Annotated in this window: 14 protein-coding genes and 1 pseudogene; 5 read left to right on the forward strand and 10 right to left on the reverse strand. The window is 68.1% G+C overall.

Annotation, left to right across the window (positions count from 1 at the left end; translation table 11 throughout):
- Positions 1 to 24 precede the first annotated feature (24 nt).
- A complete protein-coding gene (locus tag AC2YHT_RS13600; RefSeq protein WP_487290328.1) occupies positions 25 to 1,224 on the reverse strand; it encodes an EAL domain-containing response regulator in 1,200 nt (399 codons plus the stop codon).
- Positions 1,225 to 1,377: 153 nt separating this feature from the next.
- On the opposite strand from AC2YHT_RS13600, the gene AC2YHT_RS13605 reads away from it, so the two are divergent.
- The 5 genes and pseudogenes from AC2YHT_RS13605 to nhaA form a co-directional block, all read left to right on the forward strand.
- A complete protein-coding gene (locus AC2YHT_RS13605; RefSeq protein WP_487290329.1) occupies positions 1,378 to 2,196 on the forward strand; it encodes a CsgG/HfaB family protein in 819 nt (272 codons plus the stop codon).
- Complete coding sequence (locus tag AC2YHT_RS13610; RefSeq protein ID WP_487290330.1) at positions 2,193 to 3,035, forward strand: hypothetical protein; 843 nt, start codon at positions 2,193 to 2,195, stop codon at positions 3,033 to 3,035. The genes AC2YHT_RS13605 and AC2YHT_RS13610 overlap by 4 nt, the downstream gene beginning before the upstream one ends.
- Before the next feature lie 61 nt (positions 3,036 to 3,096).
- Positions 3,097 to 3,513 (forward strand): hypothetical protein, encoded by a 417-nt coding sequence (locus AC2YHT_RS13615; RefSeq protein ID WP_487290331.1) that lies wholly within the window; start codon positions 3,097 to 3,099, stop codon positions 3,511 to 3,513.
- Between the two features lie 25 nt (positions 3,514 to 3,538).
- Positions 3,539 to 4,459: a sensor histidine kinase gene (locus tag AC2YHT_RS13620; RefSeq protein ID WP_487290332.1), complete on the forward strand. Its 921-nt coding sequence runs from the start codon at positions 3,539 to 3,541 to the stop codon at positions 4,457 to 4,459.
- A 177-nt stretch (positions 4,460 to 4,636) separates the two neighbouring features.
- Positions 4,637 to 5,326 (forward strand): annotated as a pseudogene (nhaA, locus tag AC2YHT_RS13625) (Na+/H+ antiporter NhaA); the annotation flags it as partial.
- Here the strand turns inward: nhaA and AC2YHT_RS13630 are convergent.
- From AC2YHT_RS13630 to AC2YHT_RS13670, 9 genes are all read right to left on the reverse strand, one after another.
- Positions 5,223 to 6,887 (reverse strand): recombinase family protein, encoded by a 1,665-nt coding sequence (locus AC2YHT_RS13630; protein ID WP_487290333.1) that lies wholly within the window; start codon positions 6,885 to 6,887, stop codon positions 5,223 to 5,225. The pseudogene nhaA and the gene AC2YHT_RS13630 sit on opposite strands and share 104 nt — an antisense overlap.
- A 492-nt stretch (positions 6,888 to 7,379) precedes the next feature.
- Positions 7,380 to 10,850 carry a TonB-dependent receptor domain-containing protein gene (locus AC2YHT_RS13635; RefSeq protein ID WP_487290334.1) on the reverse strand — a complete coding sequence of 1,157 codons (3,471 nt, stop codon included), beginning with the start codon at positions 10,848 to 10,850 and terminating at the stop codon, positions 7,380 to 7,382.
- Positions 10,851 to 10,952: 102 nt separating this feature from the next.
- Complete coding sequence (locus AC2YHT_RS13640; protein ID WP_487290335.1) at positions 10,953 to 11,894, reverse strand: FecR family protein; 942 nt, start codon at positions 11,892 to 11,894, stop codon at positions 10,953 to 10,955.
- 80 nt (positions 11,895 to 11,974) lie between these two features.
- Entirely contained in the window at positions 11,975 to 12,478 is a 504-nt protein-coding gene (locus AC2YHT_RS13645; protein ID WP_487290336.1) for an RNA polymerase sigma factor, read from the reverse strand.
- Between the two features lie 106 nt (positions 12,479 to 12,584).
- A complete protein-coding gene (locus AC2YHT_RS13650; RefSeq protein ID WP_487290337.1) occupies positions 12,585 to 13,346 on the reverse strand; it encodes an energy transducer TonB family protein in 762 nt (253 codons plus the stop codon).
- Positions 13,343 to 13,753 (reverse strand): YbaN family protein, encoded by a 411-nt coding sequence (locus AC2YHT_RS13655; RefSeq protein ID WP_487290338.1) that lies wholly within the window; start codon positions 13,751 to 13,753, stop codon positions 13,343 to 13,345. Before AC2YHT_RS13655 ends, AC2YHT_RS13650 begins: the two co-directional genes overlap by 4 nt.
- Positions 13,737 to 14,333, reverse strand: coding sequence for a biliverdin-producing heme oxygenase (locus tag AC2YHT_RS13660; protein WP_487290339.1), 597 nt, complete (start codon positions 14,331 to 14,333; stop codon positions 13,737 to 13,739). The genes AC2YHT_RS13655 and AC2YHT_RS13660 overlap by 17 nt, the downstream gene beginning before the upstream one ends.
- 212 nt (positions 14,334 to 14,545) lie before the next feature.
- Complete coding sequence (locus tag AC2YHT_RS13665; protein WP_487290340.1) at positions 14,546 to 15,175, reverse strand: pyridoxamine 5'-phosphate oxidase family protein; 630 nt, start codon at positions 15,173 to 15,175, stop codon at positions 14,546 to 14,548.
- A gap of 43 nt (positions 15,176 to 15,218) precedes the next feature.
- The gene (locus AC2YHT_RS13670) at positions 15,219 to 15,650 is read right to left on the reverse strand and encodes an OsmC family protein (protein ID WP_487290341.1); all 432 of its coding nucleotides are present in this window, start codon (positions 15,648 to 15,650) and stop codon (positions 15,219 to 15,221) included.
- Between the last annotated feature and the right edge of the window lie 21 nt (positions 15,651 to 15,671).

A 15,671-nucleotide genomic window follows, 5' to 3' on the forward strand; every position in this document is an offset into this window, starting at 1 on the left:
GGAGCTTGGCTATTGCTAGGTATGCTATTGATAAACATTGGATTTGGTGCGGCCATATGGCGCAGCTTGCATGAAGGCGACGCAGTCGGCTGCTGACAGCGGCGGGCTGAAGCGCCAGCCTTGACCCATCTCACATCCGCTACTCGCGAACGCTTCCTGGGTGGCTTGGTCCTCGACGCCCTCGGCAACGCAGCGCATGCCCAGCGATCGAGTCAGCGCCAGGACGCCGTCGATCACCCGCCTTCCATGTGGCTTGCCGATCAACTGAGCGAACCGCTTGTCCAGCTTGACCTCGGTCAGCGGCAGGCCGAGCAAGCGCTCGAACCGGTTCTCGCCGGCGCCGAAGTCGTCGAGCGAGAGGCCGAAGCCGGCCAGTCGCAGGCGCGCGGCGTTCTCGAGCGCCTTGCCGCGCATGGGTTCAGCCGCCGTTTCGGTCAGTTCCAGGATGACTTGCTGGGGCGTCACCCCGTGGCGGGCGATCATCACCCGCAGCCATTCGACCAGACCGTCGCTGGCCATCACCCGCCCCGAGACATTGAACGCCAGCGACGTGACGAGACCGTCGCCGCGCCAGCGTGCCAGCATTTCCAGGCCCTGGTCGAAGACGGCCTGGGTTAGGGAGAAGATGGCTTCTGAAGTTTCGGCGACAGGAATGAACCGGTCCGGAGCGATGTTTCCAAGGCGCGGCGATGTCCAGCGGGCCAGAACCTCGAAGCCGACACAGGCGCCGTCCGTCAGGCTCACCTTGGGCTGGAACACGACCCGGATCTCGCCGTTGGCGAGCCCTTCGCGCAGATTCTCCAAGTCGATGGGACCGGGCGCGTTCAGCGGACGGGTGGGCGAGGGCGCCTCCGCCAGGGCCACGGCCTTGGCCAGCGCCACGATGGACAGCGGCTTGGACATCGCGGCGACGACGACATAGCCCAGATCTTCGGCCGAGCGCGAAGCAGCGGCCAGGACCGTGGGGTCGTGGCCGCTGACCATCAGGATCGTCGGACGTGACCTGACCAGGCGCATGCGGCGGAGAATTTGCGGACCGTCTCGCTCGCCGCCCAGTTCCAGGTCGGTGATCACCACCTCGGCCCACAGCCAGTCGGCCGTCGACAGGAGGTCGGGATCACTGACGGCGCGGCAGGTATGACCGCGGTCCTGCAGGCCCTCGGTCATGACCTGGGCGAAGTCGGGGTCGTCATCGACGATCAGGATCCTGCGAGTGTTCGGCATGGGCTTAGCTCCGGTGTTCGGGATCTTTCCGATACGGGCCAGAGACGCAGCGCAGGGCGGTTTCGCCACCGATCCGGAGTGGTCGGCGTGAGATCACGCCGGATCGGCGCGGTCTCGCTGCCGGTGCTCCGATCCGACCGCTAGACCAGCGGCATGATCGATGTCCGCCATCCCTCCCGTCGCCGCCAGGTCGCCTTGTTGGCATGCCTCTTTGCCGCCTGCGCCTCGCCCGTCCTCGCCGACGCCTATCCGGTGACGGGCAACGACACGCCCTATTCGCGATGCCTGACGGCCCTGGCTGATGCGCCGGGCGACAATCTGCCTGTGATCGCGGTTGGAGAGGTCGCCGACAGGACCGGACAGTTCAGCGTCAACGACCATGGCTACGCCTTGAGCCAGGGCTCGGCCGAGATGCTGGTCAGCGCGCTCTACAAGACCCGCAAGGTCAGGCTGCTGGAACGCGCCGACCTTCGGCTCGTCAACCAAGAGACCAACCTCCGCAAGGCCGGGATGGTCGCCGCCGCGCCGAAGGGCGAGGCGCCGCGCACCATCGACTTTATTATCTCCGGCGCCCTGACCGAACTCAACTACAACATCGTCAGCGACGGTGTCGGTCTTTGGGTCAAGGGCGTCGGGGCAGGCGGCCGCAGGGCCGTGGTCAATGTGGCGCTGGACCTGCGCCTGATCGACGCCCGCTCGATGGAGATCGTCTACGTCTCCAGCCTGCAGAAGCGGATCGTAGGGCGCGAGGTCGAGGCCAACGTCTTCCGGTTCTTCAACACCAGCCTCATCGAATTGGACGCCGGGCGCATCCGGAACGAGCCGTTGCAGCTCGGCGTCCGGTCCGTCGTCGAGATGGCCGCTCACCAGATCATGACGGACTACCTGGGCCTGCCCCAGACCACGGAATGCCGCCTCGTCGAGGATGGCGCGACGGCTCTGCCCCTCCCGAAAAAAGGAAAGACCCGATGACCCCCAAAATCCTGTTGCGGTCCACCGCCCCGCTGGCGCTCGGCATCGCCGTCGTGCTGCAGACCGCTCCGGCCATGGCGTTCGACACGGTGAACTGGACCTGGACGCTCAGCCGCACCAACACGGGCACGCACACCGCCACCTCGACCCTGACGGCGATGCCGACGGGCGACATGGCGGTCCAGGCTCGCCAGATCTATCTGGGCGACGTCCATTCCGAGTCCGACAGCCGGGCCACGGTCCTGCCGGCGGTGAGCCCGCTGGACGGCGCTAGCGACGTCGGCCTTGTCGAGTCCAACGCCTCGTCCTACGCCAACGTTTATTCCGCCGGCTCCGAGGTCCCGCTGTCGGTGTCCATCGGCCAGTTTCATCTGGGCCATGTCGATCCGGCCTCGGGCGCGACCCCGACGGTGGCCGACCCGACCGCGACCAATCCCAACTATGCCTATGCCGACGCGGCGATTAGTGATCTCGGCTCGGGCTTCTACACCGCGCACAACACCACGGCGACGGCCACGGCGGTCGATGTCATGGATGCAGCCGCCGCTTCCGAGGCCCGAGCGGTCAGCAACACCGCGACCTTCGACGTCGCCGCGCCGCCTGCCGAGATGGTGGGCATGGATCCCAGCGGCGGCTACGTCACCAACGCCTTGATGTCGGCCGACCTGACCCAACTGAGCGCGGGCGTCGTCGATGCGCGCGCCACCACGGCCGTGACCATGAACAGCGCCAGCAATCTCGGCGCTTTCGATGGCGCTATCGCCAGCGCGACCGCTACCGCCATCGGCAATCTGGGCTCGGCCACGGTCCGGGTCGGCACGCTGCCGTCGGCGCTCTAGGCCACAAGTCCCTGGCCTCGGCGAGGCCGAGGCCAGGGCGCTCACAGAAGGAGTCCTTACAATGCGCTTGGGTTTCATCCTCCTGGCATCGACCGTCATGCTGTCGGCGACGGCGGCCTCGGCCGACGACCGGCTCAACAGCCATCCATGGTCCTATCGCGTGCGCGGCGGCTCGGTCGCCCTGACCCGCGCCATGGCCATGTGGCAGATCAAGAAAACCGAGGAGGCGTCCTCCGCCGGCGCCAGCGCCATCAACGCCGCCGGAGGAGGCGGCTTCGCCGGCCTGCCCGGCATCGGATCGATCGCCAATCTCAACATCGTGACCGTGGTGGTTGGCGAAGGTGGTGTGGCGGACGTAGCGGTTGAGGCGGAACAGCAGAACTCCGGCCCGATCGACGCGACGGCGGTCACCGCCGAGACGGGCGTTCTGAACCTGAACGGTGCGAGCGTGGGCTCCGCCGCCATTCCTCGCCCCTGAAGTTGGATTTCCCTGGGAGAAGATCATGACGACCCCCGTGCTCGGTGTCTGGGACTATCAGCCCGCGAGCGACCGGTTCGCCTGGGCGGCGCTGAACGACCAAAGTCTCGCGCCCTTGGCCGCCGATGTCCGCTTCCTCGACGCCGTCCGCGCGAGCGTTCGTGGGGCGGGGTCCTCGCCCTGCGAGGAGCATCGGCTCGACAGCGGGGCGCCGCGCTGGATCGGCGTTTTCGGCGGCGCGCGGGGCCCGGACGAAAACCGCATCCTAGGGGTGGCGGTCGATCTCAGCGAGCAGCACCGGCGTCAGGAGGAGGCCGAACTCCTGGTCGCCGAGATGGACCATCGTCTGAAGAACATGCTCGCCGTGGTCCAGGCGATCGCCTCTCGCACGCTGCGCACCGCCGCGTCCCTGCCGGAAGCCCAAGCCATCCTGGCGACCCGGTTGTCGACCCTGGCCCAGGCTCAGCCCTGGCTGCGCACGGGCCAGGGGCAGGGCGCCGATCTGGAGACCCTACTTCGTCGCACCCTGGCGGGTTTTGGCCGGGAGGATCAGGTCAGCATGCGGGGGCCTCAAATCACGATCGGCGCCAAGGCCGCGTTCGGCCTTTCTCTGGTTCTGCATGAGTTGACCACCAACGCCATCAAGTACGGCGCGCTCAGCGGCGGACAGGGGGGCGTCGCCATCTCCTGGCGTAAAGTCGATGAAACGGCTGTGCGTTTCAGCTGGAGAGAACGCGGCGGGCCGCGGGTCGTCCCGCCGGCGAGGACCGGGTTTGGTTCCCGGATGATCGCACGCGCCCTGCCGGACGGCGCGCCGCCGCGCCTGCGATTTGCGCCGGAGGGCGTGCGCCTGTCCATCGACAGGTTGCCCCTTGACCAGGCCGCGATCGATCATGCGGAGCTGGGGGCGCCTGACGATCTTGTTCGAAAGCGCTCCGTCGGCTAGCAACGCCCTCAGAGATCGGGTCGCTCAAGCGATCGGGCTGGCGCTTTCAAGCGAACCCAGTCAGGCGTCCGTCGATAACCGGACGCCGCGACGCAACACCCATGGGGATGCGGGCGCGGCCTGATCGTGAGCTTCTCCACGCCTGGGATCGCGCCGCCCTCCAAAAAGAGACAGCGCATGATCGGCACGCTCACTCGCAAGGCGAAACACGCCTTCAAGACATTCATTCACGACGAAGCTTCTGGCGGCCATGTGTTGATGGTCGCGGCGGCCCTGGCCCTGGCCCTGGTCGTCGCCAATTCGCCGCTCGCCGAGACCTATTTTCATATCCTGCATGCGGCGGTTGGACCGATGGGCGTGCAGCACTGGATCAACGATGGGCTGATGGCCTTGTTCTTCCTGTTGGTCGGACTTGAGATCAAGCGCGAGGTCCTTGAGGGCCAACTCTCGCGTCGCGCTGACGTGCTGTTGCCTGGCGCGGCGGCCTTAGGCGGGGTGCTGATTCCGGCGCTGATCTATCTCGTCTTTAACGCCAGGCGTCCGGAAACCGTCGCCGGCTGGGCCATTCCTTCAGCCACCGACATCGCCTTCGCACTGGGTGTTCTGGCCTTGCTGGGATCGAAGGTTCCTGCGTCGCTGAAGGTGTTTCTGACCGCCATCGCCATCATGGACGACCTGGCGGCGATCGTGATCATCGCCTTGTTCTATACAGCCCAGCTGAACCTGCCGGCCCTGGCTGGCGCGGGCGGCGTGCTGACGGTTCTCATCGCTCTGAACCGGCTGAAGGTGTTGAAGCTCTGGCCCTATCTGCTGCTCGGCGCGGCGCTCTGGGGGCTGGTGCTGAAGTCCGGGATCCACGCCACCCTGCCGACCCCAACGAGTTCGAGACCGCGCTGATCAATCTGGCGGTAAATGCGCGCGACGCCATGGACGGCGAGGGCGTCTTGACCATCACCAACTCACGGCGAAAGCCGCTATCGTCGGCGCGTAAGGCCTGGCGAACCACCAGCGCTACCGCTTCCAGGGATCTCGGCGTCATCGGGACGGGCAACGCGGGGTCTTGGAGGGTTTGATGTCGCGCCTTGTCACGGCGATGTTTGAGATCTGCGATCCGGTCCTTGAGCTGAGGATCGTCGGCATCGAGGACGCCAGCCTCAACGGCGGCATAGAGGCGGGCGAGGCGGAGTTCGGCGTTTTCCATGCGCTTGCGCAGGTCGAGCTCTCGTCGGCGATGTTGCTTGGCGCCTTGGTCGGTGTGATCGACCAGGTCGGCCATGAGCTCGGTCAGCAAGGGCGGACAAAGCAGTTGCGTCTCGAGAAAAGTGATGACTGCGGCGTCGACGACTTCCATCCGGACGCGGACCTGCCCGCAGCTTGCCGGCCCATCTAACGCGCGCGAGAGGCAGGCGTAATAGCGATACCGGCCGTCCTTGCCCGAGGCGAGATGCATTGGGCCTCCGCAGAGGCCGCAGTATGCGACGCCGCTGAGGAGGACCGATCCCGAGACGATCCTGTCCGCCCTGGACTTGGGATGCCGTCGCTTCAGAAGCGATTGCAGCTCTTCGAACGTCGCCCGCTCTATGATCGGCGGCACCACGCCGATCGCATGTTCGTCTGGAGCCTTGCGTTCGCCTGTCTTGAAGCTGCGGACGTTGAAGTGGTGTTCGCCCATGTAGGTCGGGCAGGTCAGGATGTGGTGGATGTTTCCGTTGCCCCAGCGACCGCCGTCACGGGTGGCGACGCCGCGGTCGTTGAGATAGGCGGCGATGGCTTTGACGCCCATCGGTCCGAGAGACCCGTCGCCTCGCAGGGCCAGGCGGAAGATCAGGCGGACGGCCTCGGCCTGTTCGGGGTCGATTTCGAGCCTTCGCTTCATCTTTTCGCCGCGTCTGCCGGCGTCGACGATGCGGTAGCCGAAGGGCGGACGTGAGCCGTTCCAGAAGCCCTGTCGGGCGTTCTCCTTCATGGCCCGCAAGGTGTGTTTGGCGTTCTCCCGCGACTGGTATTCGTCGAAGAGCGCCATGATCTGCCGCATCATCAGGCTCATCGGATCATCGCCCAGCTCTTGGGTGATCGAGATTAGTCGGACGTGGTTGCGGTCCAGCTTACGGACGTAGAATTCGAACTGGAACTGGTCGCGAAAGAACCGCGAGAACGAGTGGACCAGGATCTTGTCGAATGGCGGCGGCTTGGTCAGGCCGGCCTCGATCATGGCCTGGAAGGCCGGTCGCTTCTCATCGGTCGCGGTGACGCCCAACTCGACGAATTCGTCCGTCACCGTCCAGCCCTTTGCCAGGGCATAGACCGTCATCTGCCGCCGCTGGTCCGGGATGGATAGGTCGCTCTCGGCCTGCCGGTCCGTGGAGACCCTGAGATAGAGCGCCACGCGCGGGGCAGGGGGCGTGGAGGCTTGCGAACTTCCGGCCATGTGACGACTTCCAGAAACAAGGCGTCAGACGATGGAAGGGAGGGTTCTCCAAGTCGGGGGAGGACGCAATCTCCTGAAGCCGTCCGCTGTGTCCCGCATGGTGAGGAGGCTGATTTCGACGCGATGGGTGTCCTATGCCTGTCCCATTTTGTACATTTGGAACGAAACGTAGGGCGCGAACAGGTGTCCGAGATTATTCTTCTCAAACGGCGAAAACGTGAGAGGAAGGGGCGTCGGAGGAGGGCGATTTCGATCCAAAACCCCCATGCCCTTAAGGCTTCGGCCGTTTCTTGCCCTTATCGCGCCGTGGCGTACGAACGGCGGGAATATCGTAGAAGTAGTTCTCACGCATGCCCAATAGAGGGCGCCAAGCCTACGCTAGACTACGACGCACTACGCCAGAGCCGCCGAGGGCTACGATCCCTTACTCCGCAGGGCGTAGAGCGGCCGACCAGGAGGCACGCTCAAGCCTGCCTCCTGGTGGTCATGTGATCAGAAGCTGTAGTTCAGCCCGATGCGCAGGCTGTGGGTCTCCAGCCGGTTCCTGGCGTCACGACCCACCGCGACATCGACGCCGCCCGGCGTCGTCACCCCGCCGCTGGTGTAGCTGCGATTGACGTTCTGGCTGGCGCGGTCGAAGCGGAAGCTCGTCTCCGGATAGTAGCCGTAGAGGTATTCGCCGCGCAGCGAGACGCGGTTGCTGAAAGCCAGCTCCGCGCCGCCGCCGAGCACCAGGCCGGCGCGGGTCTTGTCCGCCGTCTCGGTGAAGTAGGGGCGGGTGGTGAAGCCGAACGGATAGGCGGCGCTGGCCGAGGTCGAGCGGAACTGGGTCCGGGTCTGTTCCTCGCGGGTCACGGTCAGGCCGCCCGTGCCGTAATACAGCGCCCGGCCCACCGCCTGGCCGACGCGCAGGCGCGCCGAGGCCCCGCCGTCGTAGCGATAGGCGTATTCCGCCTGGAGGATCTCGTTGCGGTCATAGCGGCCAGTGTCGAGTTCCTTGGAGACGAAGCCCTTCTTGCCGCGGCCCCGGGCCAGCTCGCCCTCGACCTCGACGCCGACCACCAGGCCCGACGGAAGCTGGCGGTTGTAGCCGAAGTGCAGCCCGGCCAGGGGCGTCTCGACCTGGCGGTCGGTGCGTTCCGACGCGGCTGCGGCGCTGGTCGCGCCGTTGGCGTTGCGGGTCTCGCCCTTGGCCCGCATGAACTTCCAGCCCCAGTCGGCGCCGGCGTAGAAGCCGCTCCAGTCGCCGTCGAAGTCTTGCAAGGGCGACTGGACCAGCGCGCCGGCGGCGTAGCCCCGCACCCGGTCGAGCGCCGAAGAGGGAGCGGGCCGTTGGCCGTCGCCGAACCGGCTGACCAGGCCGACGCGCACCGTGCGCCCCGGCGCGGGCAGGATGCCGGCGCCTTCGCCCAGGGTCAGGGCGTCGACGTAGTAGCGGTCGAACACGTTGTCGACGGTGAGGGTGAAGGTCGCCTTGTCGCTGAAGCGGTAGCTGCCGAACAGGTCGACGGTCTCGTAGGCCGGCTGGCGCTCGACCTTCACGTAGCGCGCGCCCAGCTGAAGGTTCTCGTCCATCAGGCGGGTCCCGACCGTCGCCGACATCGTGCGCTTGGGAGGCACGTGGTTGACGAACCAGGACTGGCTGGTCTGGGGCATGCCGTCGTAGCAGCGCACGTTCTGGGTCGGCGTCTGGCGATAGCAGCTGGTGACCTCGGTGTACTCGGTTCCGGCCAGCTCGACATAGGCCAGGCCCATGTCGTAGCGCGCCGACAGCTCGAGCCCCTGGGTCGTGACGCGCGGGATGTTCGTGCGCACCAGAATGTCGGTGTAGTTGCCGTTCGGGGCGGTGAGGGTCTCGCTGCCCAGGGTGATGTAATCGGTGACGTCGTTGCGGAACCAGCCGGCCTTCACCTGCAGCAAGTCGTCGCCGGTGAACAGGCCCAGCCGCTGATAGTTCACGCCGACCTCGGTGTTGTGGGCGTGCTCGGGGCGCAGGCTGCTGTAGGGATTGGTCGAGCCGGAGAAGCCTTCGGCGCCCTCGAACGGGCTGGGCGAGCGGAACGCCTCGGCGTAGCGGGCGTAGGTCTGCAGGCCGGGGATCGGCTCGACGACGACAGAGATGATCGGCGCCACGCCCGAGGCCTTGTCGCGGTTCTGCAGGCCGCCCTGCACCCAGCTGGTCCCGGTCTTGTGGTCCTGGACGACGGTTTCGACGTAGCGGGCCGCGGCGCTGAAGGTCGCCCAGGGGGCCGGCTTGTACTCGCCGCTCACGAAGGCGCTGTATTGCCGGCGCCAGCCGTCGAGCGTGGTGTCCCAGGCAGCCCCCGGATAGCGGGCGTTCAGTTCGTCCCAGTCCTTGGACTTGCCGAAGTCCTCGTGGTCGTAGGCCGCGCCATAGGCGAGGGCCAGGGCGCCGGCGGTTCCCGAGAACCGCGAAGTGTTCGACACGGTAAGGCCGTGGCGGTTGGACAGCGTCGCGGCGAACTTGTCGGAATTGTAGATGTCGCCGCCGCCGAAGTTGAAGCGCACCGGATCGATGACGAAGCTGTCGACGCGCGAGGCCCAGAGGTCGGCGCGGAAATCGACGAGGGCGCCCTCGGGCTTGTAGCGATAGCGGGCGGTGTAGGTGTCTACCTTCACGTCCGAGTTCGTCTGGTAGGGCGTGTCGCCGTACATTAGCTGCGAGGGCTTCATCTCGCCAAACTTGGTCTCGTAGCGCATGTACGACAGGTCGATGGTGTGGGCGGTGGTCGGCCGGAACACCCCGCGCAGCAGATAGGATGTGTTGTCCTGCGAGGAGTTGATGACCTGCTCCTCATAGCCGAACCGGTTGGCGCCGCCCTTCCAGGCGTCGGGCGAGATGCCTTGCGAGCCCGAATAGTAGTTGCCGTTCTTGCGTGTGGCGTAGGCGGCCACGAGGTCGAACCGGTCGGCGCGGTAGGCGCCGGCGATCGAGGCGTTGCGGCCGTTGAACGCAAGGGTGTCGGGGCGATCGAACTTGCGGACGGCCGGCTCGGAACCGCCGACGGTGACCTTGGTCGGGGGCGTGCCGTTGTTGCCACTGAGGCCGCCGCGCACCACCAGGCCCCACGATCCGCCCGGCGCGACGATGTCGCCAGCGTTGAGGGTGCGTGCGCGCAGCAGGCCGCCGGTCGCGCCCGTGCCGTCGGCCGCCGCCGTGGGTCCTTTTTCGATCGTGACGCCGCCGATCAGGGCCGGATCCAGATAGGTCCGGCCCGCCATGCCGGCATAGCCCCGATAGACGGTCGATTCCTGCATCGCGCCGTCGATCACCACCGGCACGCGGCCCTGGCCCTGCATGCCGCGGATGTTGACGTCGAGGGCGCCAGAGTTGCGGTTCTCGGCGTTGAGCACGCCCGGCACGCCGCTCAGGAAGTCGCCCGTGGACGAGCCCCGAAACCGTTCGATCTTGTCCTGCGACAGGTAGGCCGAGGTCCCCGCGCCGCGATAGGTCGCTGCCTCCAGGACCGCGTCGCTCGCCGCGCCGTCGCCTGCCTCGCCAAGGCCCTGCGCGCCGCTGGCCTCGCCGTCGCCGGTCGATCCGCTCGCGCCTTCCACCCGCAGGGCGCCCAGCTGCACGGCGCCCGCCGCGTCGGGGGCCTTGTCGATGATGACGGTGGTGGGTGAGGTGAAGCGATAGTCGAGGCCCGTGCCGGCCAGCAGTTGGCTGAGCGCCTGGGCGGGGGTATGGGCGCCCTTGACCGCCGAGCCGCGCGCATCGGCGCGCACGCCCTTGGCGTAGCCGACCTGGATGCGCGATTGCTCGGCGAACCTTTGCAGGCCACGCCGCAGGGGCTGGGCGGCGATGTCGAAGTCGATCGTCCCCGCGCGCTGGGCCGTCGGCGACTGGGCGAAGGCCGCGCCGGCGGGGAGGGCGATCAGGATCGCGGCCGTGGCGAGCAGGCAGGCCCGCAGCGGACGGGACGAGGTACGAGAGGGCATGGAGGCTCCAGGCGGTAGGGCGATCGTTATGCGACTACTCCGCATTCGCATTTCAAAACCTTGACGTTCGCCGCGTCGCTTCACCCAACGGCAGGGTGAGATTTATTTGGCCAGCACGACCGCGCCGCCGGGCAGGCGGATCAGGCGCAGGCCGGCCATGTCGGCCAGCACCTTCAGGGCGTCGTCCGGCGCCTGGGTCAGGAAGATGCCGCTGACCGGCGTCCTGGCCGCCTGACCCGGCTGCACCAGCACCGGAGCCGAGCGGTATCGGGCCACGGACCGGACCGCATCGGCCAAAGTCGCGTCCTCAACGACGATATAGCCGCGTCGCCAGGCCGCGATGACCTCCTCGTCGGCGTCGTCCAACCGCTGGAGGCCGGCGTCCGCGCCGAAGCGCGCGCGTTGCCGGCGCTGAAGCACCAGTTTGCGGTCGCCGTGCCCGGTCTCCACCCGGACGGAGCCGTCGGTCACGGAAACCTGGGCGGCCCGCCCGTCGCGCGCCACTTCGAAGGCGGTGCCGATGTCCTCGACGATCCCGTCGGCGGTCGCGACCCTGAAGGGGCGGGCGTCATCGTGCTTTACCTCGACCCAGACGCGTCCTCGCAGCAGATCGACGCGTCTTTCGCCGTCGTCGTAGCGCACGGCGATGGCGCTGCCGGTGTCCAGCACTGCGTGGGTGCCATCCGGCAGCACCAGGCTGCGCACCTCGCCTGCCGAGGTGGCGTCGGTGGCCAGGAGCCGTTGGCCGACCTGAGGCGCGGCGACCGCCAGGGCCAGGCAGGCCGCGACGGCGCCGCCCCAGGCGGCGGGCGAACGGACCAGCGGCCGGCGGCGGCGCAGCGCCACCACCCGGCCGCCGCGATCTTCCAGACTGCGCCAAAGGGCCCGCGTGTTCTCGAAGGCGGCCCGGTTCTCGGCGTCGGCGGCCAGCCAGGCCTCGAAGCTCGTCATCTCGTCGGCCGTCATCGAGCCGGACGCGAGGCGCACGATCCAGTATTCGGACTGCTCGATCGCGTCGGAGGGAGGCGTCGCGCCGCCGGCCATGGATGGTTCTCGTTCCAGAAGTGCACTCTCGTCTTAGACGTTTGCGGTCGGCGTCGTCCCAAGCCGGCGACGATGTTTTCTCATCCGCTTTCGCGCGCGACCCGCAGGCGGGCCAGCACGCGGCGAAGGTGGTTTTCCACGGTGGTGGTCGAAACGCCGTAGAGGGCGGCGATGTCGACGATGCGGCGGTCCTCGAAACGATTGAGCCGGAACATTGTCCTGCCAGGGTCGGGCAGCGCCTCCAGCGCCTCGAGCACCCGGGCGAGCGCCTGACGGTCGATGACGCTGGCTTCGGCCGAGGCCGAGGCGGTTGGTCCCCACAGATAGGTCTCCGCCTTGGCCTGGATCCGCTGGCGGGCCGCCTCGGCGCGCCGATGGTCGATGGCCAGGTTCGAGGCCAGCCTGAAAAGGTAGGCGCGAGGGTTGCGAACGGCGACGTCCTCGATCTGCTGCACCTTCAGCCACAGGCGCTGCAGCACATCCTCGGCGGCCGGCACGCTGCCGACGATGCGCGTCGTGCGTCGCAGCAGGGCCGCATGCTCCGACACGAGCAGCGCCGTAAGGGATTGGGCGAGGGAGGGCATGACCGGGGGGAATCAGTGAAGGCGGTCTAGTTAGATCAGTTGAGAATCATTCTCAATATTTCGATCAGTCACGGCCTAGGCGCACGCCGTCACGGGGCGCAGCCCATCACGGCGCGCCGATGAAGAATTCCACGGGCACGACCAGCTCCAGCTGATCGGGACGGTCGTTCGGGATCGGGGGCAGGGGCTGGGCCCGCTTGGGCGCTTCCACGGCGGCGCGATCGAGTTCGACGAACCCCGAAGAGCGCTCCAGGCGCGCCCACAGCACCTTGCCGCCGCGCTCCATGCGGAAGCGGACATGGGCCACGCCCTGCTGGCGGCGCAGCTGGGCGGCGGGCGGATAGCGCCGCTTCTTCTCTAGCGCCGCCAGGACCTGGCCCTCCCAGGTGGCGACGGCGTTGCTGGCGGCGCGAGGCGCGATCGGGGCGGCCTGCACCGGCGGCGCGGTCGTCTCGGGCGCGGCCGGGCCTGGGTCGGTCGGGGCGTTCGGGCGCGGCGGGGTGAAGAACACCGGATCGGGCGCGTTTGGCGCGGGCTTGACCGGCGGCGGATCCGGCGGCGTGGGCCGCGAGGTCTGGCGTTCGACCTGTTCGGGACCGGGAGGAACCTCGCGCGGCGGGGCCGGGGGCGAGGTCGTCTCCAGTTCGACCACCATCGGCGCGACTGGGGGCGGCGCGACGAAGTCAGGATGAAAGCCGCCGAACAGCAGGGCGCCGGCCAGGGCGGCGTGCAGGCCGACCGACACCGTCAGGCCAGCGGCCGCACGAGAACCGCGCCGGGGCGAGGCGGCGGACGAGATCGGGGCGACTGTGGTCGGGGCCGGCCAGGGCAGGGGCGTCTCGCCGTCAAGCAGTTCGATCGGCCTCATTCTGGCGCGCCCCGCGACGGGCGTGAGACCACATAGGCCGCACACAGGCCGACGATCGCCGCCACCACCAGCAGCAGCGGCGGCTTCGGGTGGGCCGCCCACCAGAAGATCGCCATGCCCAGCGCCATGCCGCCGCAAGCCATGAGCTTGGCGGCCGGCGGGATGGCCCGGTCGCGCCGCCAGGCTCGCAGCGTCGGGCCAAAGCGCGGATGATCGAGCAACCATGCCTCGAGCCTCGGCGACGAGCGGGCGAAGCAGGCGGCGGCCATGATCAGGAACACCGTCGTCGGCATCAGCGGCACGAAGGCGCCGATGAAGCCGAGCGCGACGCAGGTGAGGCCCAAGACCAGCCAGATCCAGCGGACCAGGCGCGGACGCGCGGGGAGGGGATCAGGCGAAGGCGTCATCGACCAGTCCCCGCACGCGGCGGAAGGCCGCCGCCGCTCCATCGACCGCGCGGGTCTCCTCTACGTCGCCGAAGACCAGGCCGTCGAGGGCCGCGACGAAGCCGCGCCAGTGGCGACCTCGGCCGCCCGGATGCGGGGCGAGGTGGCGGGCGCCGAAGGTCTCGTCCAGGCCGAGGGGCGCCGCGGCCTTCAGCAGGAAGGCCGCGCCGAGGTTGGAGCCCTCCGCCACATAGAGCCAGCCGAAGGCCTCGGCGACATCGACCGGTCCCGCGCCGAATACCGGCGGGCCGTCGGCCCTCGGCGCCGGCTGGCCCAGGTCGCGGATGTCCTGGGCGATAAGCTCCAGCCGCCGGCGTTCCGGCAGGTCGGGGACCAGGGCTGCCAGTTCGGGATGGGCGTAGAGGGCGTCGATCTCGTGGTGGAAACCCCACTGGGCTCTCAGAAAGCGGCCGTAGCGGACGCGGTCGCGGAACGGCTCCAGCGACATGATCCGGCTGTCGAGCTGCTCGTGGGTGGTGTGGGTCCGAGCCTTCAGCCGCTTGGCGCGGGACGGGTCGTGGATCGAGACGTGGGCGTTCATGGGGCCTTCCGGAGCGTGGGGAGCTTCGGGGCGCGCCCGCGATCGCATCGCAGTCGCGCCTCATGGGTATGACGAATCCCAAGCGGGGTTTCCCAACCAGAATCTGCTGGATGGGCGTTTGAAGGCGCCGCGCCGCCCAGAGCGACAAGCCATCTTTGGCTTCTACGGCGAAGGGCGGCCCGCCGTCCCGCCGGTGGATTTGCTGCGCGCGCCTAGCGCTCGGCCCGCTCCAGGCGCTCGCGCAGGGCGCGGTTCTCGGCCTCCAGCGCCTCCAGCTGCTCGCGAAGCGGCTGGATCGCGCGGGAAATCTCGGCCTCGGTGAAGCGCGGGACGATGTGCTGGGGGCAGTTCCAGTCGAACGCCGCCAGCCGCAGCCGGAAAATGCGCTCCGGCTTGGCGCGGTAGCCGGGGTCGGACACGCGCGCCAGCAGCGCCGGATCGGCGTCGAGCGCCAGGCGCTCGGCGTGGGCCAGGATCTTCAATCTGGCGCGCCGGGGATAGTCGACCAAGATCAGGGCCACGCGGTCGTCGGCGTCCAGATTGCCGACGCTGATGTACTGGCGATTGCCGCGGTAGTCGGCGAACGCCAGCGTGGTCTCGTCTATGACCTTCAGGAAGCCGGGCGGCCCGCCGCGGTGCTGCACGTAGGGCCAGCCGGTTTCCGACACGCTGGCCATGTAGAAGCTGTCGCGCTCGGCGATGAAGGCCTCTTCGTTGGCGGTGAACGCCTCGAACTGTCGATCGACCTGCCCAGGCGTCCAGAGATGGTCGACGCCCATCTCGGCCTGTGCGGATCTCACGCTCGCCGAGCTGGCGAGGTCCAGGAAGCTGTATCGGCTCACGAAGAGTCCCTCATCGCGCTGGGCCTGGGCGCGGCCGGCGGGTCTAGTCGACCAGCGCCGCGTCCAGGGTGATCTCGGCCTTCAGAAGCTTAGAGACCGGGCAGTTGGCCTTGGCGCCGGCCGCCAGCTTCTCGAAGGTCTCCTGATCGGCGCCGGGGATCCTGGCCTTCAAGGTCAGGTGCGAGGCGGTGATCGCGTAGCCGCCGTCGACCTGCTCCAGCGTGACTTTGGCCGAGGTGTCCAGCTGGTCGGCCCGCAGCCCAGCCTCGCCCAGCACCAGGGACAGGGCCATGGTGAAGCAGGCCGAATGGGCGGCGGCGATCAGTTCCTCGGGGTTGGAGCCGGGCTGGCCCTCGAACCGGCTGGCGAAGCCATAGGGGTAGTCCTGCAGGGCGCCGCTCTCGGTCGAGATCGAGCCCTTGCCGTCCTTGATGCCGCCGCTCCATGCGGCCGATCCTGTCCTGACGATTTTCATCGCATTCTCCTTGCGCCTTGA

The sequence above is a fragment of the Caulobacter sp. SRI_008 genome, assembly GCF_057586355.1.